The organism is Gordonia sp. IITR100, assembly GCF_002009645.1.
In the GTDB taxonomy this organism is placed as follows: Bacteria; Actinomycetota; Actinomycetes; order Mycobacteriales; family Mycobacteriaceae; genus Gordonia; species Gordonia hongkongensis.
The window spans coordinates 79,938-99,508 of record NZ_MVKV01000003.1 but is presented as its reverse complement, the minus strand read 5'-3'; the positions used below and the strand labels follow the sequence as shown (position 1 = coordinate 99,508).

The 19,571-nt window shown below is 70.1% G+C and carries 17 protein-coding genes; 4 read left to right on the top strand and 13 right to left on the bottom strand.

Translation table 11 applies throughout. The features are described from left to right. Position 1: 1 nt before the first annotated feature. Positions 2-1,732: a proline--tRNA ligase gene (locus tag B1818_RS06845; RefSeq protein WP_078112442.1), complete on the bottom strand. Its 1,731-nt coding sequence runs from the start codon at positions 1,730-1,732 to the stop codon at positions 2-4. On the opposite strand from B1818_RS06845, the gene yaaA reads away from it, so the two are divergent. Beyond that, complete coding sequence (gene yaaA / locus B1818_RS06840; RefSeq protein ID WP_176455892.1) at positions 1,731-2,513, top strand: peroxide stress protein YaaA; 783 nt, start codon at positions 1,731-1,733, stop codon at positions 2,511-2,513. The two genes, B1818_RS06845 and yaaA, sit on opposite strands and share 2 nt — an antisense overlap. Positions 2,514-2,535: 22 nt before the next feature. Here the strand turns inward: yaaA and B1818_RS06835 are convergent, their stop codons facing one another. The 5 genes from B1818_RS06835 to B1818_RS06815 form a co-directional block, all read right to left on the bottom strand. Next, entirely contained in the window at positions 2,536-3,075 is a 540-nt protein-coding gene (locus B1818_RS06835; protein ID WP_078112268.1) for a pyridoxamine 5'-phosphate oxidase family protein, read from the bottom strand. 30 nt (positions 3,076-3,105) lie between these two features. Beyond that, positions 3,106-4,551 carry a DHA2 family efflux MFS transporter permease subunit gene (locus B1818_RS06830; RefSeq protein WP_176455899.1) on the bottom strand — a complete coding sequence of 482 codons (1,446 nt, stop codon included), beginning with the start codon at positions 4,549-4,551 and terminating at the stop codon, positions 3,106-3,108. A 189-nt stretch (positions 4,552-4,740) separates the two neighbouring features. Then, entirely contained in the window at positions 4,741-6,045 is a 1,305-nt protein-coding gene (cobA, locus tag B1818_RS06825) for a uroporphyrinogen-III C-methyltransferase (protein ID WP_231742230.1), read from the bottom strand. Positions 6,046-6,073: 28 nt separating this feature from the next. Further along, a complete protein-coding gene (locus B1818_RS06820; protein ID WP_091344227.1) occupies positions 6,074-6,340 on the bottom strand; it encodes a hypothetical protein in 267 nt (88 codons plus the stop codon). Between the two features lie 26 nt (positions 6,341-6,366). After that, positions 6,367-7,374 (bottom strand): acyl-ACP desaturase, encoded by a 1,008-nt coding sequence (locus B1818_RS06815; RefSeq protein WP_078112266.1) that lies wholly within the window; start codon positions 7,372-7,374, stop codon positions 6,367-6,369. Positions 7,375-7,512: 138 nt separating this feature from the next. Between B1818_RS06815 and B1818_RS06810 the strand changes: the two genes are divergently transcribed. Further along, a complete protein-coding gene (locus B1818_RS06810; protein WP_065628959.1) occupies positions 7,513-8,208 on the top strand; it encodes a response regulator transcription factor in 696 nt (231 codons plus the stop codon). 1 nt (position 8,209) lies between these two features. Here the strand turns inward: B1818_RS06810 and B1818_RS06805 are convergent, their stop codons facing one another. From B1818_RS06805 to mqo, 6 genes are read right to left on the bottom strand one after another with little or no spacing between them, the layout of a single operon-like run. After that, positions 8,210-9,868 (bottom strand): GAF domain-containing protein, encoded by a 1,659-nt coding sequence (locus B1818_RS06805; protein WP_078112265.1) that lies wholly within the window; start codon positions 9,866-9,868, stop codon positions 8,210-8,212. Beyond that, positions 9,868-11,340, bottom strand: coding sequence for a cobyrinate a,c-diamide synthase (locus B1818_RS06800; RefSeq protein WP_078112264.1), 1,473 nt, complete (start codon positions 11,338-11,340; stop codon positions 9,868-9,870). Before B1818_RS06800 ends, B1818_RS06805 begins: the two co-directional genes overlap by 1 nt. Further along, entirely contained in the window at positions 11,334-11,951 is a 618-nt protein-coding gene (gene cobO, locus B1818_RS06795; RefSeq protein ID WP_078112263.1) for a cob(I)yrinic acid a,c-diamide adenosyltransferase, read from the bottom strand. The genes B1818_RS06800 and cobO overlap by 7 nt, the downstream gene beginning before the upstream one ends. 41 nt (positions 11,952-11,992) lie before the next feature. Continuing rightward, positions 11,993-13,993 (bottom strand): VWA domain-containing protein, encoded by a 2,001-nt coding sequence (locus B1818_RS06790; protein WP_078112262.1) that lies wholly within the window; start codon positions 13,991-13,993, stop codon positions 11,993-11,995. Then, complete coding sequence (locus B1818_RS06785) at positions 13,990-14,493, bottom strand: GNAT family N-acetyltransferase (protein ID WP_078112261.1); 504 nt, start codon at positions 14,491-14,493, stop codon at positions 13,990-13,992. The genes B1818_RS06790 and B1818_RS06785 overlap by 4 nt, the downstream gene beginning before the upstream one ends. Before the next feature lie 46 nt (positions 14,494-14,539). Continuing rightward, positions 14,540-16,066 (bottom strand): malate dehydrogenase (quinone), encoded by a 1,527-nt coding sequence (gene mqo, locus B1818_RS06780; protein WP_078112260.1) that lies wholly within the window; start codon positions 16,064-16,066, stop codon positions 14,540-14,542. 196 nt (positions 16,067-16,262) lie between these two features. On the opposite strand from mqo, the gene B1818_RS06775 reads away from it, so the two are divergent. Together B1818_RS06775 and mtr are read left to right on the top strand one after the other, a co-directional pair. Further along, positions 16,263-17,291, top strand: coding sequence for an alpha/beta hydrolase (locus tag B1818_RS06775; RefSeq protein WP_078112259.1), 1,029 nt, complete (start codon positions 16,263-16,265; stop codon positions 17,289-17,291). Then, a complete protein-coding gene (gene mtr, locus B1818_RS06770; RefSeq protein ID WP_078112258.1) occupies positions 17,288-18,685 on the top strand; it encodes a mycothione reductase in 1,398 nt (465 codons plus the stop codon). The genes B1818_RS06775 and mtr overlap by 4 nt, the downstream gene beginning before the upstream one ends. A 21-nt stretch (positions 18,686-18,706) precedes the next feature. Here the strand turns inward: mtr and B1818_RS06765 are convergent, their stop codons facing one another. Next, a complete protein-coding gene (locus B1818_RS06765; protein ID WP_078112257.1) occupies positions 18,707-19,510 on the bottom strand; it encodes an alpha/beta fold hydrolase in 804 nt (267 codons plus the stop codon). Positions 19,511-19,571 lie beyond the last annotated feature (61 nt).

Sequence of the window (19,571 nt, the reverse complement as noted above, 5' to 3'; positions counted from 1 at the left end):
CTCAGCCGCGGGCGGCCGCCACCACCGCGTCGACCGCGGTGTCGACCGCGACCTCGGTGGCCTCACCGGTGAAGCGGTCGCGGATCTCGATGGTGCCGTTGGCATATCCGCGGCCGACGACCACCACGGTCGGCATGCCGAGGAGTTCGGCGTCCTTGAACTTCACTCCGGGCGACGCCTTCCGGTCGTCGAGGAGCACCTCGAGACCGGCCGCGTCGAGGTCGGCGGCGAGCTGCTCGGCGCCGGCGACGGCGGCCTCGTCCTTGTTGGCGATGACGAGGTGAACCGCGAACGGCGCCACCGACTTCGGCCAGCGCAGACCCTTGTCGTCGTGGGACTGCTCGGCGATGACCGCGACGAGACGCGACACCCCGACACCGTAGGAACCCTGGGTCAGGCGGACCGGCTTGCCGTTCTCGCCGAGGACGTCCACCTCGAAGGCGTCGGTGTACTTCTGGCCGAGCTGGAAGATGTGCCCGATCTCGATGCCCTTGGCACTCACCAGGGGTCCGGCGCCGTCCGGCGACGGATCGCCGTCGCGGATCTCGGCGGCCTCGACCGTCCCGTCGGGCGTGAAATCGCGGCCGGCGACCAGACCGACGTAGTGCCGGCCCGGCTCATCGGCGCCGGTGATCCAGGACGTCCCCTCGACCACCCGCGGGTCGACGAGGTAGCGGATGCCGTTCTCGGCCAGCGCCTTCGGTCCGATGTATCCCTTGACGAGGAATGGGTTCGCGGCGAAGTCGGCGTCGGTGAGCAATTCGACCTCGGCGGGCTCGACGGAGGCCTCGAGACGCTTGAAGTCGACCTCGCGGTCGCCCGGGACACCGATGCCGGTGACCTCCCAGTCGCCGCCCGGCGCACGGAGTTTGACCAGCACGTTCTTGAGCGTGTCCGCGCCGGTGTACTGCCCGTCGAGCGTCGCGTTCGCCCAGTCGACCAGGCTGTCGATCGTCGGGGTGCCGGGCGTGTCGTGGACGACCGCCGCGGGCAGGTCGTCGTAGGGCAGCGGGTCGGGCGCGCGGGTGATGACCGCTTCGACGTTGGCGGCGTAGCCGGATTCGACGCAGCGCACGAACGTGTCCTCGCCGACCGCGGACTCGGCCAGGAACTCCTCGGAGGCGCTGCCACCCATCGCGCCCGAGGTCGCGGCGACGATGACGTACTCGATCCGCAACCGCTCGAAGATCTTCTGATACGCCTCGCGGTGCGCGTTGTAGGCGGTCTTGAGTCCGTCGTCGTCGAGGTCGAAGGAGTAGGCGTCCTTCATCACGAACTCACGGCCGCGGAGGATGCCCGCGCGCGGCCGTTCCTCGTCGCGGTATTTGGTCTGGATCTGGTAGAGGATGACCGGCATGTCCTTGTACGACGAGTACTCACCCTTGACCAGCGTCGCGAACAGCTCCTCATGGGTCGGACCGAGGAGCATGTCGGCACCCTTGCGGTCCTTGAGGCGGAAGAGCGAGTCGCCGTATTCGGTCCAGCGGTTGGTGGTGTCGTAGGGCTCGCGGGGCAGCAGGGCGGGCAGCAGGATCTCCTGGCCGCCGATGGCGTTCATCTCCTCGCGGACGACGTTCTCGATCGCCTTCAGCACGCGTAGACCGAGCGGTAGCCACGAGTACACACCGGGCGCGACCCGGCGGATGTAGCCGGCTCTGACCAGCAGCTTGTGGCTGGGGACCTCCGCGTCGGCGGGGTCGTCGCGCAGGGTCCGCAGGAACAGGGTCGACATGCGTGTGATCACGACCAACCAGCTTAGTTATGGTGTTGCGGTGCTCGTCATCCTGCCTCCCTCCGAAACGAAATCCGACGGCGGGCGCGGCGCTCCCCTGGATCTCGACACGCTGTCCTTCCCCGAGCTGAACCCGGTCCGCAAGCAGGTCGCCGAGGCGCTCGTCGCCCTGGCCGCCGATCTCGAGGCCAGTCGTACCGCGCTCGGGCTCGGCGCCACCCAGCTCGACGAGGTCGACCGCAACGCCGACCTGTGGCTGTCCCCCACCCGGCCGGCTCTCGAGCGCTACACCGGCGTCCTCTACGACGCCCTCGATCACCGGTCGCTGACCCGGGCGGGCAAGACCAAGGCCGCCGACCGGCTGGCGATCGGGTCGGCGTTGTTCGGTGTCGTGCGGGCACCCGATCCGATTCCCGCGTACCGGCTCTCGGGCGGGTCCAAGCTGCCCGGCATGCCCACGCTGGCGGCGCTGTGGAAGCCGGAGCTGTCCCCCGCACTGGACGCGGTCGACGATTTCGTCGTGGACCTGCGCTCGGGCGTCTACCACCAACTCGGACCGGTACGGGGTGCGGTGACGGCGACCGTCATGACCGAACAACCGGACGGCTCACGCAAGGTGGTGAGCCACTTCAACAAGCACTACAAAGGTCTGATGGCCCGCGAGCTGGTCCGCACGCGCCGCACCGTCCGCGACATCGACGGACTGGCCGCGGTCCTCGCCGACGCCGGGCAGCGGGTCGAGATCGAAGCGCCGGACCGCATCGTCGTACTGACCGACTGACCCGGCACCGAGGTCCGCGACGCTACTGCGCGTCGAAGTCGAAGAGGGTTGCGCCACCGGGCTCCACGGTCTGCAGGACGGTCGCCCGCCGCGGCGTCACCCGGTAGACGTACCAGGGCGGCGGGCCGGCCGACGGCGCACTGAAGTCGGCGGTCAGCGCGGCACCCGACTCATCGACGCGGCACGGCCACCCGTCGCTCGCCCACAGCTCCGCCATCTCGGCGACGACGGCGGGCTCGGTGACCAGGTTCGCGTCGCCCTCGACCACCAGGTCGGCCTCGTCGAGTGCCACCGACAGGGTGCAGCGCGGGTCGCGGGCGAGGTTGCGCGCCTTCCGGGTCGACGGACCGGTCTCCAGCCATATCGCGTCCCGGTGCCACAGCGCCCCGATGCCGGTGACGTGCGGGCTGCCGTCGGCGTTGATCGTGGCGATCCACCACGTGTGCCGGTCGGGGCCACCGGTCCCGGGTGCCTGGGACACCCCGGCGGTCAGTCGGGCCGCGACGGGCTGCCAGTCGAGCGTGCCGATGTCGTAGAGCCCAGCGAGATTCTTGGCATCCATAGCGGGACCGACCGTGCGTCCGCCCGGAATTCATCGCCGGGTGTCGGACCCCGGGGTGCTCGTATCGGCGTCGAGCCCGGCGTCGGCGGCTTCCTGGGCGGCCTGTCCCTCGGCGACCTGCTCCGGCGTGAACCGCATGAACAACACCACGACCGCGGCGAGGACGGCGATGCCCGCGCAGGCGGCGAAGGCCAGCCCGTAACCCTCGGCCTGCGCGGCGAGCTGGGTGGGGTTCATCGTCTCGACCGGCGCGGTGGTGCCGCCCTTCGACAGCGCGCGAGAGGTGACCATCGCACCGACGACGACCAGGCCGACGGCCCCGCCGAGGTTCTGCGCGACCTGCGCGAGCGCGGTCAGGGGGCCGATCTCGGTGGTGCCCACCCCGGCCACCACGGACAGGGTCAGCGGGATGACCGCCAGCCCGACGCCGAAGCCGATCACGACGACCGGGACGAAGATGCTCGGGAAGTAGTCCGGTGAGTCGGTCGCGATCGACGATGCGTAGAGGCAGCCGACGAGGATCACCGCGCCGCCGACCAGGACGAGCCAGCGCGGCTGGATCATCAGCGCCAGCTTCGACGCGATCGCCGCGGCGATGCCCAGCCCGAACGCGAACGGCACGACCGCGAGCCCGCTCTGGATCGGCGAGTACTGCAGGATGCCCTGCAGGTACAGCGAGATGAACACCGCCATGCACATCATGATCATGCTGGCGAGCAGGATGGCGAGGAGGGCTGCGACGCGTGAGCTGTTGTCGAAGAGGGAGAACGGCAGCAGTGGGTTCCGGGCGCGCCGTTCGACCACGATGAACGCGGCCAGGGCGAGTGCGCCGAGGATGAACGAGCCGACCACGACCGGCGCCGTCCAACCGTTGGGCCCCTCGTTCACCGCGAGCACCAGCAGGGTGCAACCGAGGGTGCCGAGGACCGCGCCGGGCACGTCGAGGGGCAGCCGCTCACCCTGGGATTCCCGCAGCGCGACGATCGCCCCGACGACGACGATCAGACCGATCGGCACGTTGATGAGGAAGACCAGGCGCCACGACAGCTCGGTCAGCACCCCGCCGAGGATGAGCCCGGCCACCGATCCCACGCCGGTCATGGCCGCGTAGACCGCGAAGGCCTGACTGCGCGGTTTGCCGGGCGCGAAGGTGGTGGCGACCAGCGCCATGGCGGTGGGCGCCGCGATCGCCGCCGACGCGCCCTGCAGGGCCCGGCCGGCGAGGAGGCTCGCCTCGTTCCAGGCCAGTCCGCACAGCAGCGAGGTGAGGGTGAAGGCGACCACGCCGACGATGAACATCCGCTTGCGGCCGAACGTGTCACCGAGACGGCCGCCGAGGAGCATGAGACCGCCGAACGCCAGCACGTAGCTGCTGATGACCCAATTGGCGCTGGACTCCGAGAGCGTGAGCGCGTCGCGGATGCTCGGGAGCGCCAGCGCGGCCACGGTGCCGTCGAGCACGACGAGCAACTGCATCCCGGACAGCACCAGGATCGGCAGGCCGAAGACCGGACGGAACTGCTCGCTGTTCGGAGTTCCTGTGTTCACCGTTCCAGTGTTCACGGTTCCGGTGTTCGCAGCTCCGGGAGTCGACATAGAGAACGACCGTACCGGCCGATCGCCGGGACATGCCAATCTGCGTTGATTCGGTCTGGGTTGATCTGTTCAGGCGCCCTCGGTGAACGCGGCCACGTCGCCGATGACGACGATCGCAGGCGGACGCAGCCCCTGCGCCTCCGCGACCTCGCCGGCGTGGGCGAGATCGGTACGCAGCAGACGCTGGGTCGGCAGGGATCCGTTCTCGATCATCGCGACCGGGGTGTCGGGCCGCCGGCCGCCGTCGAGCAGTGCGTCGGCGAAGACCTCGACCCGTTCGACCGCCATCATCAGGACCAGGGTGCCGCGCAGCTTGCCCATCGCCGACCAGTCGATCAGCGAGTCGGGGTGGCCGGGCGGCACGTGGCCCGAGGCGATCACGACCTCGTGGGTGACGCCGCGGTGCGTCACCGGGATGCCCGCCGATGCCGGTGCGGCGATCGAGCTGCTGATCCCCGGCACCACGGTGACCGGGACCCCGGCGGCCACACAGGCCTGCAGTTCCTCGAAACCCCGCCCGTAGACATAGGGGTCGCCGCCCTTGAGGCGGACCACGAACTTGCCCTCCTTGGCCTTCTCCACGAGGACGTCGTTGATGGCTTCCTGCTTCATCGCGCGGCCGTAGGGCACCTTGGCGGCGTCGATCACCTCGACCTGCGGGCCGAGTTCGGCGAGCAGTTCGGGGGGCGCGAGCCGATCGGCCACCACCACGTCGGCCTCGGCGAGGAGCCGCTGGCCGCGGACGGTGATCAGGTCGGGGTCGCCGGGACCGCCACCGACGAGGGCCACGCCCGCGGCGTGCGGGGCGGCGTCGTCGACACTCAGCGACCCCTCGGCGAGGGCTCGGCTCATCGCGGCGCGGAGTGCGGCCGACAGTTTGTGGTCGCCGCCGGCGAGGACGCCGAACTGGACGTCGCGGTGACGGCCGGACGCCGGGGTGACGGCGGTGCCGTGGCGGGCGTCGTCGGCCCGGACGCAGAACGTGTGCCTGCGCTCGGCCTCGGCCACCACCGCCTCGTTGACGGCGGGATCGTCGGTGCAGGCCATCGCGTACCAGGCGCCCTCCAGATCGCCGTCGGCGTAGCGGCGCTGGGTGACGGTGATGCCGGTGAAGGATTCGACGGCCGGGGTGGGATCGAGCGCGATGACGTGCACGTGGGCACCCGCGGCGACCAGATTGGGCAGCCGCCGCTGCGCGACGGACCCGCCGCCCACCACGACGACCTTGCGTCCGCGGAGGTCGAGGCCGACCAGGTAATGCCCCTCTCCGGAGGGGAAGGCGTCGGGCCCGGGGACGTGCGGGGGTCCTGGGACATTCGACCCGGGGACGTTCGACCCCGGGACATTCGACAGGGCGGAGTCAGGCTCGGACATGGGAGCTGACCTTACCGGGACAGCCGATCTAGAGCGGCAACTCACCCGTCCGCCGGACGTGGGCCCACACATCGGCAGCCGGGACACCGAGCCGGTGGGCCGCGGACTGCAGCAGCGCCCCGAGCAGGCTCGAGGTGCAGAACGCGGCGTCCAGCGAGTCGTCGGCGTTGATCCGGATCTGGTTCCACCACAGCGGGTTCCGGTCCGCGGCGGCCTCGGCCATGGCGATCGCGGTGGCGAAACCGGCAGGGGCGGAGGCGGACGGCCGCGCGCCGGCCCCCCTCACGTCGGTCACGGTCACGTCGGTCACGGTCACGTCGGTCACCGGGCCCGCAGTTCCCGTGCGTGCTGGCGCTGCAACGCCCGCTCCCGCGACTCCTCGAACTTGCGCACCTTGACGTCCATCTCCTCCAGGAACTCCGCGAGGCGTTCGCGGTAGTGCTCGCCGACCGGCCCGAAGTCGTCGCGCTCGAAGATGCGCCACTTCCGCAGCACGGGCATGACGACATCCGACATGTGTTGCGGCAGATCGTAGATGCCGCCCTTGGCGATCAACACGGCGTTGCGCCGGAAGTTCGGCATGGTCGCGCCGGGCATCTGGAAGTTGGTCACGATCGCGTGGATGGCGGCCATGGTCTGGTCGGGAACGAGGTCGAGCGCGCCGGCGACGATGTTGCGGTAGAAGAGCATGTGCAGGTTCTCGTCGGCCGCGACACGTTGCAGCATGCGGTCGGCGATCGGGTCCCCGCATGCCTTCCCGGTGTTGCGGTGCGAGACCCGGGTGGCCAGTTCCTGGAAACTGACGTACGCGACCGCGAACAGCATGTCGAAGCTGTGGTCGCGCTGCCCGTCGTCGTCGGGCAGCGGGTTGAACCCCGACGTCATATGCGCCATGCGTATCTCTTCGAGCTCGACCGGGTCGACACCGCGGGTCACCACCAGGTAGTCGCGCATCACGATCGAGTGGCGGTTCTCCTCGGCCGTCCAGCGCCCCACCCACCAGCCCCAGGCATCGTCGAGGGTGAAGTTCTCGGCGATCACCCGGTGGTACGACGGCAGGTTGTCCTCAGTGAGCAGATTGGTGATCATCGCGGCCTTGGCGACATCGGAGAGGCGCGACTGCGACGGATCCCAGTCGAGTCCGCCGAGAGCCGCGAAGTTGCGTCCGTCGTCCCAGGGCACGTAGTCGTGCGGGTGCCAGTCGCGCGTCATCTTCATGTGCCGCTCGACCTCGGTCTCGCACACGGGCAGCAGTTCACGCAGTAGATCCGAACCGGTCATGCCGCGGTCGGCGGGTTCGGCGTCGGGGGGTCCGATGAGGGTGGTCACGTGCTCTCCTGATCACAGCGGGGTCGTACCATCCACTCTGCGCGGCGGGACGGGTGGTGCTCGTGAGGCGAAGGTCCCGCCTGTATGGGGTCCGACGTCGCGACTTCCCGGCGCCGCACATCCGGTACTTTCAGACCCATGTCCCCTGCCACGACCGATTCGGCCACCGCCGATCCGACCCCGTCCCCGAATCCGGTCCGCGCCTACCTCGTCGACGACCACGAACTCGTCCGGCGCGGTCTGCGCGACCTGCTCGGAACCGCCGGCGACATCGAGGTGGTGGGCGAGGCGGCCTCGGTCGGCGAGGCCCTTGTCGGCATCCTGGCGACCAAGCCCGATGTGGCCGTGCTCGACGTCCGGTTGCCCGACGGCAACGGGGTCGAGCTGTGCCGGGACGTCCGCGCCGCCGAACCGGGGATCAAGTGCCTGATGCTCACGAGCTACGCCGACGACGACGCGCTGCTCGCCGCGGTCCTCGCCGGCGCCTCGGGTTTCGTGCTCAAACAGATCCTGGGGCACAACCTGGTCGCCGCGGTCCGGACCGTCGGCCGGGGCGGTTCACTGCTCGACGATCGGTCCACGGCGGCCCTGCTCGCCAAGCTGCGCAACGAGAAGCAGACCGAGAAGGATCCGCTCGCCGAGCTCACCCATCAGGAGCGCGAGGTGTTCGCCCTGATCGGCGAGGGCCTGACCAATCGCCAGATCGCCGGCCGGATGTTTCTGGCGGAGAAGACGATCAAGAACTACGTGTCCCGCATCCTGGGCAAGCTGGACATGCAGCGACGCACCCAGGTCGCCGTGATGGCGACCAGACTCCGCGACGGCAAGGAGTGAGCTAACCCACCAGCGGCACCGACCAGGTGAGCGTCGTCCCGCCGCCGCTGGTCCGGCCCTCGCTCGTCCCGCCCCCACTCGTCCCCCGCGGGCGGGTGACGATGCTGAACGTCCCGTCGCAGTCCTCGGCCCGGCGCGTCAGGTTCTCGAGACCGCGATAGGTGACATCGGCGCCGATGCCGACCCCGTCGTCGCTGATCTCGACGGTCAGGACGTCGTCGGCGGTCACCGACACCGCGATGTGGTCGGCCCGCGCGTGCCGGAGCGCGTTGCTCAAGCCCTCTCGCAGGACGGCGTCGATGTGTGGTCCGAGGGAGTCCGGGACCACCGTGTCGACGGGGCCGTCGAACTCCACGCTCGGCGAGATCGACGCGTGCCCGGACAGTTCGGAGACGATGTCGAGCACCCGCCGCCGCAGCGTCGGGCCGACCTCGGTTCCGTAGGGCGTCTGCAGGTCGAAGATCGAGGTGCGGATCTGGGCGATCGTGCGGTCGAGGTCGGTCATGATCTGCTCCAGGCGCGCGGCCGCCGCGGCCGGATCGGTGGTCCCGGCCAGCAACGTCTGTACCGACATCCCGACCGCGAAGAGTCGCTGGATCACATGATCGTGCAGGTCGCGGGCGATGCGGTGCCGGTCTTCGAGGACCTCGAGATCGCGGGCGATCTGTTGCTGCTCGGCGTAGACGACCGCCAGCGAGGCGACCTCGGCGACACCGGCGAGCCCCGCGATCTCCTCGTCGTCCCAGTAGGGGCGGTTGCGGTGGGTGATGAGCATCCAGCCGAACGCGCCCGACGCGCGCTGGAGGGGTTGCACCGAGGTCCAGCGGGCGCCGCGCCGGATCAGCGACTCGGCGATCTGGCCGGAGCGCTGGACCCGCAGCGCCGTGGCGTCCGGCGGGATGAAGTTCTCGATCTCCACCGGGTCGCCGGTGTGCCCGCGCAGTTCCACCTCCCCCGCCATCTCGGTGAGCAGGTAGACGTCGACCGCGCCGACGAGGTCGGCGACATCGGCGCACATCCGGGACATTGTGTCCGACAGCGCGATTCCGGCCAACGGCTCCGACCCACGCCGGGCCAGGACCTGCATCCAGCGGTGGCGGGTGCGGGCCCGTTCGAAGAGACCCGCGTTGTCGACGGCGATCCCGGCGGCCACCGCGAGCACCGCGACGACGGTCTCGTCGACCTCGGAGAAGTCCTCCGCGGACCGCTTCTCGGTCAGGTACAGACTGCCGAACACCTCGCCGCGCACCATGATCGGAGCACCGAGGAAGGTGTGCATCGGGGGGTGGTTGGGCGGGAACCCCACCGACGTCGGATGGGCGCCGAGGTCGTGGATCCGGTGCAGGCGGGGGTCGTCGATGAGCAGGCCGAGAACCCCGCGCCCGACCGGCAGATGTCCCATGGTGGCGCGTTGCGCGTCGGTGATCCCGATGTGCACGAACTCACTCAGGCCGCCGTCCGGTCCGCGTACGCCGAGCGCGCCGTACTGGGCGTCCACCAGTCCCGCCGCGACCTCGACGATGCGCTGCAGCGCGCGGTCGAGTTCGACCCCCTGCCCCACCACCAGTACCGCCTCCAGCAGTTCCCGGAGCAGGGCGGGATCGTCGGCACCGTGATCGGCGAGCGCGTCGAGCGTCTCGCGGAGCCGGTGCGCCAGCATCAGGACGCCCCGGGGACGTCGCCGACGGACTGGGGCGTCGGCACCCGCCCACTCTCGGCGGATCGGGACACGAAGCGGCACAACGCTTCCGGGATCGCGGCCGGATGCAGGTGCAGATACGAGGCATGCACCGCGGCCGTCGCGACCCCGTGCATCGACGCGCGGCCGGCCGGATCGCGCCAGGCCCAGGCCGGGTCGAACGCGCCGTCGCCGACCCCGCTGCGGTGGAACTCGTGACCGGTGACGCGTTCGCCGGTCCGGAACAGGGCCGAGTCACCCACGGCCACGGCATCGCGGTATCCGAGCGTCAGGGTCGGGCCGAAGTGACCGGGGATGTCGAGGACGCCGCTCATCGGGTGCCCGTCGAGTTCCGTGCACAGGTACAGCAGACCCGCACACTCGGCGTGGATCGGCCGGCCCGCCGCGGCATGCGCCCGGAGGTCGGCGCGCAGGAGATCGTTGGCGGCCAGCGCCTCGGCGTGTTCTTCCGGGAAACCGCCGCCGATCACCACGCCGGCCGCGTCCGCGGGCAGCCGGTCCACGAGCGGGTCGAAGACGACGACGCGCGCACCGGCGGCGGTCAGCATCTCGGCGTGCTCGGCATAACCGAAGGTGAACGCCGCGCCCCCGGCGACCGCGATCACCGGCGAACCGGCCGACGCGGCGGGACGATACGGCGCGACGGCTTCCGCAGCCGACCAGGCCGCGGCGTCGGGGACCGCACGCCCGCGGGCGGCGGCCACGATCGCCGGGAGGTCCAGGGCGCCGCGCAGGTGTTCGGTCATCGCGTCCACGGCGGCGACCGCGTCGGCGTTGCGTTCGGCGGCCGGGATCAGGCCCAGATGCCGGGAGGGCACCGTCAGCGACGGGTGGCGCCGCAGCACACCGAGAACCGGCAGTCCCACCCGCGCGGCGGCCTGTCGCAGCACCATCTCGTGGCGTGGCGAGCCGACGCGGTTGAGGATGACGCCCGCGATCGACACCGAGGGGTCGTAGGAGAGGAACCCGTGCAGCACGGCGGCCAGCGACTGGCTGTGGCCCGCGGCGTCGACGACGAGGATCACCGGCGCACCGATGATCGACGCGACGTGAGCGGTGGAGCCGACGCCGAGCGAACCGGCATCGCCACCTGAACTGCCGCTGCCGCTGTCGGAATCCACGATCCGGCCGTCGAAGAGGCCCATCACGCCCTCGACGACCGCGATGTCGGCGCCCGCGGCCCCGTGGGCGAAGAGCGGCGCGATACGTTCGGCGCCCACGAGATTCGGGTCGAGATTGCGTCCGGGCCGTCCGGCCGCGACGGCGTGGTACCCGGGGTCGATGTAATCGGGGCCGACCTTGAACGGCGCCACGCGGTGTCCGGCCGCCCGCAATGCGCCGATCAGGCCGGTCGTCACGGTGGTCTTGCCGCTGCCCGACGACGGCGCGGCGATCACGACGGCGGGCGTCGACGCCCGGGCGGAGGTCACCATTCGATCCCCTTCTGCCCCTTGCGGCCGGCGTCCATCGGGTGGGCGACCTTGTGCATCTCGGTGACCAGATCGGCAGCGTCGACGAGGGCCTGCGGGGCGCGGCGGCCGGTGATGACCACGTGCTGGCGTCCGGGTCGGCGGGCGAGGGTGTCCAGCACCTCGGCGGTGTCCACCCAGCCCCAGTGCAGCGGATAGGTGAACTCGTCGAGGACGTAGAAATCGTGTTCGCCGGCATCGAGACGGCGTGCGATCTCCGCCCACCCGGCCCGGGCGGCGGCGGCGTGGTCGTCGTCGTGGTCGTCGTTGGCCCGCAACCACGACCAGCCCTGACCCATCTTGTGCCATTCCACCGGCCCACCGGCGCCGGTCTCCGCGTGCACCCGGCCGAGGGTGAGCATCGTCGACTCCTCCCCCACCTTCCATTTCGCACTCTTGACGAACTGGAACACCGCGACCCGCATGCCCGCGTTCCACGCGCGCATCGCCATCCCGAAGGCGGCGGTCGACTTGCCCTTGCCGTCGCCGGTGTGCACCGCGAGGACGGGCTGGTTACGGCGCTGTCGCGTCGTCAGTCCGTCGTCGGGGATGCTGACCGGAACTCCCTGGGGCACTCGACTTCTCCTCTGGTCTCAGATCGGGGTGGCGGGGGCGGTCAGGCCGCTCCCCGCGCGGGTGCGTGTCCGGTCAGCGCGGTGGCGGACAGTTCGTCCATGGGGATCAGGCTCGCGCCGAGATGGGCCGCGAGATCGCCGGCGAGTCCGAGCCGGACCATCCCCTGCTCGCAGTCGACGACCACGGACCCGATGCCGCGACGGCGGATACCGTCCGCGGCTTCCCGCGCCCGTGCCATCGCGCCTCGTCCTGAGGTGGCACGTCCGTCGGTGAGCACCACCAGCAGCGGCCGCCGGTCGGGCTCGGTGCGGCGACACCGCTGCACGACATCGGCGGCCAGTTGCAGACCCTCGCCGAGCGGTGTCCGGCCACCGGTACGGATCTCCTCGAGGCGGCGCACCGCGATCTCGACCGATTTGGTGGGCGGCACCGCCAGCGTCGCGGAGGAACCCCGCGCCACGACCACCGCGACGCGGTCGCGCCGGGTGTACGAGTCGCGCAACATCTCCACGCACAGTTCGGACACCGCGGCCAGACGACGCCGGGCGGTCATCGACCCGCTGAGGTCGACCACGAAGACGACGAGGTTGGACTCCTGGCCGACCCGTTGCGCCGACCGCAGGTCGGGGGCGGCGATCCGCAGACCGCGCGCGAACCCGTCCTCGCCGCGACCGGCCCGGCCCGCGGCGGCGAGCACCGTGCCGAACAGATGCACCGGTCGGCCGGCATCGAAGTCCACGGCATGGGTGGTGTGTCCGCGACGGCTCCGCGCCTTCGAGCGGCGACCCGGGTCACCGTCGCCGAGTCCGTCGACACGCAGGGTCGGTATGCGACGAGCCGCCGAGGTCGGCACGGACCCGAACGCCGGGCCGGGAGCATGCTGCGGGGCGTCGGTGTCGCCGGTCTCGGGCGCGGCATCGGAACCGGTCTCGGGCGCGGCACCGGAGTCGGTGTCGGGCGCCGGGCCGGTGTCGGATGCGGAGTCCGGGGCCTCGCCGCCACCGGGCGGTGGTGGTGTCTCGGGCGGTTCCGGGTCGTCATCGGGTGTGTCGGGTCCGGCCGCGTCCTCGCCCGCCGACATCGCCTCGTCGAGCTGATCGCGGGTGAGCCCCGACTCGTCGAAGGGGTTGCGGCGGCGCCGATGCGGCAGCGCGAGCTCGACGGCCGCCCGGACGTCGGTGTCCTCGACGGCGGTCGCCCCGCGCCAGGCGGCATGAGCGAGCGCGGTCCGGGCCACCACGATGTCGCCGCGGAGTCCGTCGACGTCGAGGTGGGCGCAGATCCCGGCGATCCGACGCAACTCCCGGTCCGGGAGGGCCACAGCACCGACGGCGGCTCGTGCGCTCGCGATCCGTTGTGTCAGTTCGTGTTCGGCGTCGGCGTGGGCGGCGACGAACGACGCCGGGTCGGCGTCGTACGCCATGCGGCGGCGCACCACCTCCACGCGTTCGTCGACCTCGCGGCCGGCGGCCACGTCGACGGCGAGCCCGAACCGGTCGAGCAGCTGCGGGCGCAGCTCGCCCTCCTCCGGGTTCATGGTGCCGACGAGTACGAAATCGGCCGCCTGGGTGTGCGACACACCATCGCGTTCGATCGTGACCTGTCCACTGGCCGCCGCGTCCAGCAGCACGTCGACGAGGTGGTCGGCGAGCAGGTTGACCTCGTCGATGTACAGCACCCCGCGATGCGCCCGCGCGAGCAGACCGGGAGTGAACTCGGCACGGCCGTCCCGCAGCACCGAGGTGAGGTCGAGCGAACCGATCACACGGTCCTCGGTTGCACCGATGGGCAGTTCGACCACGCGGCCGGCGGTGTCGTCGTCCGTGGAACCGGGGACGCTGAGCAGCGGGCCGAGCCCGCGCACGATGGTCGACTTCGCGGTGCCCTTCTCCCCGCGGATCAGGACACCCCCGATACCCGGCGAGATGGCCGACAGGATCAGTGCGAGCTTGAGCTGCTCCTGACCGACGACGGCGCTGAACGGATAACGCACGTCAGCGAGCGGGTCCACGGAAGCGGACAGTTCACCGAGGGTCGTCATCGTGACCCGGCGCGGAGCATCGACACGTGGGGGATCCCGTCCTCGAGGTAGTCGTCGCCGTCGCGGACGAAGCCGAACTTGGCGTACATCTCGGTGAGGTAGGTCTGCGCCTCGATCCGGCACGGGCGCTCCCCGACCTCGTCGAGCGCGGCGGTCATGAGGGTCGCCACGAGGCCGTGACCCCGATGGTTGCGTTCGGTGCAGACGCGGCCGATCCGGAAGACCGGTCCGCCGTCGGCCTCCGGTTCCTCGAGCAGCCGCAGCGTCGCCAGTACCGCCCCCGGGTCGGACTCGTCCCCGTCTCCTCCGTCGGGCCGGTCCCCGCCGTCGGTGATCCAGAACTGGCGCGTCGTCGGTTCCAGATCGCGGCCGTCGAGTTCGGGGTACGGACAGGCCTGCTCGACGACGAAGACCTCGACCCGCAGCCGGAGGACCCGGTACAGCGTGGCTGCGTCCATGTCATCGGCCAGGGCGCGGTGCACCCGCGGTTCAGAGATCATGTGTCGTGGTTAGCACACAAGGCGACCGGACTTCACCTCGCGCGGATCAACCGGCGGTGGCGGGCGCGAGGCGGCCGGTCTCGGCCGGGACCTCGTTCCGGTCGGTCAGCTGCAGCGTCTTGTTCGTCCAGTCCCACACCTGGCGGTACAGGTCGCGGTTGTCGTTGAGCTTCTGACCGAAGGACGGGATGATCGCGGTCAGCTTCGACGACCAGCCCGCGTACTCCTTCGGGAAGCACTGTTCGAGCACCGAGATCATCGCCGGCACGGCGGTGGAGGCGCCGGGGGACGCACCGAGGAGCCCGGCGATGGTGCCGTCGCCGGCCGCGACGACCGCGGTGCCGAACTCGAGCTGTCCGCCCATCCCGGTCTTGCGGATGACCTGCACGCGCTGTCCGGCGGTGATGAGTTCCCAGTCGGCACCGAGGGCACGCGGGACGAATTCCGACAGCGTCTTCACCCGGTCGGCGGGGCCGGCGGCGAGCTCGCTGATGAGGTACTTGAGCAGGCCGAACTCCTTGGGAGCGATCGACACCATGGGGAGCAGGTTGCCCGGCTTGATCGAGGCGGGCAGGTCGGTGATCTTGCCGCTCTTGAGGAACTTCGGCGACCACCCGGCGTACGGGCCGAACAGCAGGCCCGGCTTGTGGTTGATGACGCGGGTGTCGAGGTGCGGCACCGACATCGGCGGGGCGCCGACGGCGGCCTGCCCGTAGACCTTCGCGTGGTGCTCGGCGACGAGATCGGGGTTGGTGCAGCGGAAGAACTCGCCGGACACCGGGAATCCACCGAAGCCCTTGGCCTCCTTGATCCCCGACTTCTGCAGCAGGTGCAGTGCGCCGCCGCCGGCACCGACGAACACGAACTTCGCGTGCACGGACAGCTTCTGCCCGGTCCGGCCGTTACGGACCTTCACGATCCAGCTGCCGTCGGACTGCTTGGACAGCTTGGTGACCGAATGGCCGAAGTAGATGTCGGCGCCCTGGGCGACATAGTTGAGGAGCTGCTGGGTGAGCGCACCGAAATCGACGTCGGTGCCCTGGTCGAACCAGTTCAGCGCGACCGGATCGGCGAAGTCGCGTCCCTCCGACATCAGCGGCAGTCGCGCGGTGAACTCGGCCGGGTCGTCGATGAACTCCATGCCCTCGAACAGGGTCTGGGTCGCGAGATTGTCGTAACGCTTGCGGAGGTACTTGTGGCTTTCGGCGCCGTGGGTGAAGGCGACGTGCGGGATGGGGTTGATGAACTCCGACGGGTCACCGAGGATGCCGTTGTCGACGGAGTGGGCCCAGAACTGGCGCGACACCTGGAACTGCTCGTTGATGGTGAGCGCCTTGTCGATGTTGACGTCACCGTCGGCGGTCTTCGGCGTGTAGTTCAGCTCGCAGAGTGCCGAGTGCCCGGTGCCGGCGTTGTTCCACGGGTCGCTGCTCTCGGCGGCGGCGGCGTCGAGCTGCTCGAACAGGCTGATCGACCAGTCGGGCTGAAGCTGTCGGAGCAGCGCTCCGAGGGTCGCACTCATGATTCCCGCACCCACCAACGCGACGTCGGTCGTGATCACCGTTTTCGACACCTGGACTCCACTTCACCTGGAGGGACACTGTGACCGGTGTTCGTCGCGGCACGTCGTCCCGGATGGCAACTTCTCGACCGGGCACTTCTCACCCGGTCCTTCTCGATCGTCATTGTCCAGCATGGCACGTCCAGCACGAGAATCGACCTTCGCAACTGTGTGCTGCACGACATCCGGGCAGTCCTGACCTGTCACTATGCTGGTCGCCGTGAGCGCATCCGCATCCGCCGACTGGCAGCCCGACCGATTTCTCGAGGACTACCGGCAACGCGTGCTCCCCCTGGGCCCCGATCCCGACGGTGAATCTCCGATCACCGCGACCCTGGTGCGACGCGCCGAGTCGTCGCCCGTGCGCGGTGCCGTGCTCTACGTCCACGGTTTCACCGACTACTTCTTCCACGAGCCGCTCGCCGACTTCTTCGTCGACCGCGGGTACGCGTTCTATGCCGTCGACCTGCGAAAGTGCGGGCGTTCGCGGCAATCGCACCACACGCCGCACTTCACCACCGACCTCGCGATGTACGACGAGGAGCTCAACGCGTCGCTGCGGATCATCCTCGAGGAGGTGGGACCCGACTGCCGGGTCGTGGTGGCCGGGCATTCGACGGGCGGCCTCATCACCGCGCTCTGGCTCGACCGGTTGCGGCAGCGCGTCCCGGCGCTGCACGCGGCGGTCGACGGACTCCTGCTCAACTCGCCCTGGTTCGATCTGCAGGGCGACGCGGTGCTGCGCACCCTCCCGGTCACGCTGCTCATCAAGGCGATCGCCGCCGTCGCGCCGACGAGGGTGATACCGAAAGAACTCTCGCAGGCCTACGGCGAGAGCCTGCACGACAGCGCGCACGGCGAATGGAACTACGACCTGTCGGCGAAACCGCTGGGCGGATTCCCGGTCACCTTCGGTTTCCTCGACGCGGTGCGCGGTGGTCAGCGTCGCCTGCACCGCGGCATCGACGTCGGTGTTCCCGCGCTCGTGTTACGTTCAGACAAAACGCATTTCGCCAGGACCTATTCGGCGTCCACCGATCATGCCGATGCCGTCCTCGACGTCACCCACATCGCCCGCTGGAGCGGGTGCCTCGGCGGCCGGGTGACCGCGGTCCCCATCCCCGACGCCCGGCACGACGTCTTCCTCTCCGTCGCACACGCCCGCGAGCACGCCTATCGCGAGGTCGACCACTGGCTGTCCGCCGTCCTCTCAACCGAAAGCGAGAATCCCCTATGACCGCCACGCAGGTCGTCGACCTGGCCATCATCGGCTCCGGCAGCGGCAATGCCATTCCCGATGACCGCTTCGCGGACAAGACCCTCGCGATCTTCGAGGAGGGCGTCTACGGCGGCACCTGCCTCAACGTGGGGTGCATCCCGACCAAGATGTTCGTCTACGCCTCCGAGGTGGCCGAGATCGCCACGCACGGTGCGCGCCTGGGTGTGCACTCGAAGGTGGACTCGGTCGACTGGCCCGGCATCGTCGAGCGCGTGTTCGGCCGCATCGACCCGTTGTCGCAGGGCGGCAAGGAGTACCGGGTCGATCGGTGCGAGAACATCACCGTGTACGACTCCCATGTCGAATTCGACGGGCGCGACGACGACGGCCGGTACCGGTTGGTCACGCGAGACGGCGACACGGTCCTCGCCGACGAGGTCGTGCTCGCCGCCGGATCGCGCGCGGTCATCCCCCAGATCATCGCCGACTCGGGGGTCACCTACTACACCAACAACGACGTCATGCGTCTCCCCGAGCTGCCCGAACGCCTGATCATCGTCGGGAGCGGTTACATCGCAGCGGAATTCGCACACGTCTTCGGCGCGCTGGGCTCACATGTGTCGATCATCGCGCGCGGCCCGGGTCTGCTCCGCAAGCAGGATGCCGACATCTCCAACCGCTTCACCCAGGTGGCCCGGGAGAAGTGGGACGTGCGGCTGGAGACCACGATCACCGAGGCCGAAGACCTGCCCGACGGCGGTGTGCGGGTCGGGCTCTCCGACGGCGCGACACTCGAGGCCGACGTCCTGCTGATCGCGACCGGCCGGCAGCCGAACGGCGACCGGCTCAACCTCGACTCCGTCGGTATCGAGCTCGACGACCAAGGTCGCGTGCGCTGTGATCAGCACGGCCGCACCGCTGCCCGCGGAGTGTGGACGCTGGGCGACGTCAGCTCGCCGTACCAGCTCAAACACGTCGCCAACCACGAACAGCGGGTGGTGCAGGCCAATCTCCTGAAAGGCTGGGACGCAACCGATCTGGACACCTTCGACCACCGGTACGTCCCGGCGGCCGTGTTCACCCACCCGCAGATCGCCGCGGTGGGCCTCACCGAGGACGAGGCTCGCGAGGCCGGCCACGACTTCGCGGTCAAGGTCCAGGCCTATGGCGATGTCGCCTACGGCTGGGCGATGGAGGACACCACCGGATTCTGCAAGCTGATCGCCGAACGCGGCACCGGCCGGCTGCTGGGCGCACACCTCATCGGCCCGCAGGCACCGACGGTCATCCAGCCGGTCATCCAGGCGATGCACTTCGGCCAGACCGCACACGAACTCGCCCGCGGCCAGTACTGGATCCACCCGGCGATGCCCGAGGTCCTGGAGAACGCGATCCTCGGCCTGGACATCTGACCCCAGGCCCTCCGCGCGACCTCAGAAAATCGTTGAGCGCAGGGCGATCTCGCTGGCGAGTGCCGGGGCCGCGCGCTGCGGGATCCAGTGGTCCACGCCCGCGAGTTCGCAGTAGCGGAAGTCGCCGTAGACGTACCGACCGCTGCCCTGCGCCTGTTCGCGACCCAGGGCGGTGTCGGCGTCGCTCCACAGCAGCGTGGTCGGGATCTCGACCGGCGGGCACGCCATGGTCGCCTTGATGTCGCCGGTGAAGTTCGCGCGGTACCAGTTCAGCGCCGCGGTCAGGGCGCCCGGTTCCCGCAGCGGGGCGAGTTCGTCCTCGGAGATCCCCACCGCCCGCAGCTCGGCGGCGTCGTCGGCGAGCAGCCTCTCCTCGGCCCCGTCGGCCACGAAATCGAGGATGTACGAAGAACGTTCACGCTGGTCGCTACCGACGAGAGCGTCGCGCATGGCCGACGGATGCCCGGTGCTGGCGACGACGAGACCGGTGAACCGGTCGGGGTACTTCCCGGCGAGATGCCACGCGACGATGCCGCCCCAGTCGTGCCCGACGAGGATCGCGTAGCCGATGCCGAGGGCGTCGAGAACCCCGATCACATCGGACACGAGGTGGGTGAGCCGGTAGTCGTCCACCCCGGGCGGCCGCGCGCCGGGGCTGTACCCACGTTGATCGATGACCAGTGTCCGCAGCCCCGACTCGTGCAGGCGCGGCAGTACGTCGTCGTAGCAGCTCCCGTTCACCGGGAACCCGTGCAGCAGCAGAACCCACGGACCGGTCTCCGGTCCCCCGATCCGGACGTCGAAGGTGAGGCCGCCCACGGTCACCTGACGTCGGTCGTCGATCCTGGGGCGGTCTTCAGTCATGGCGCCCACGATAACCCGTCTC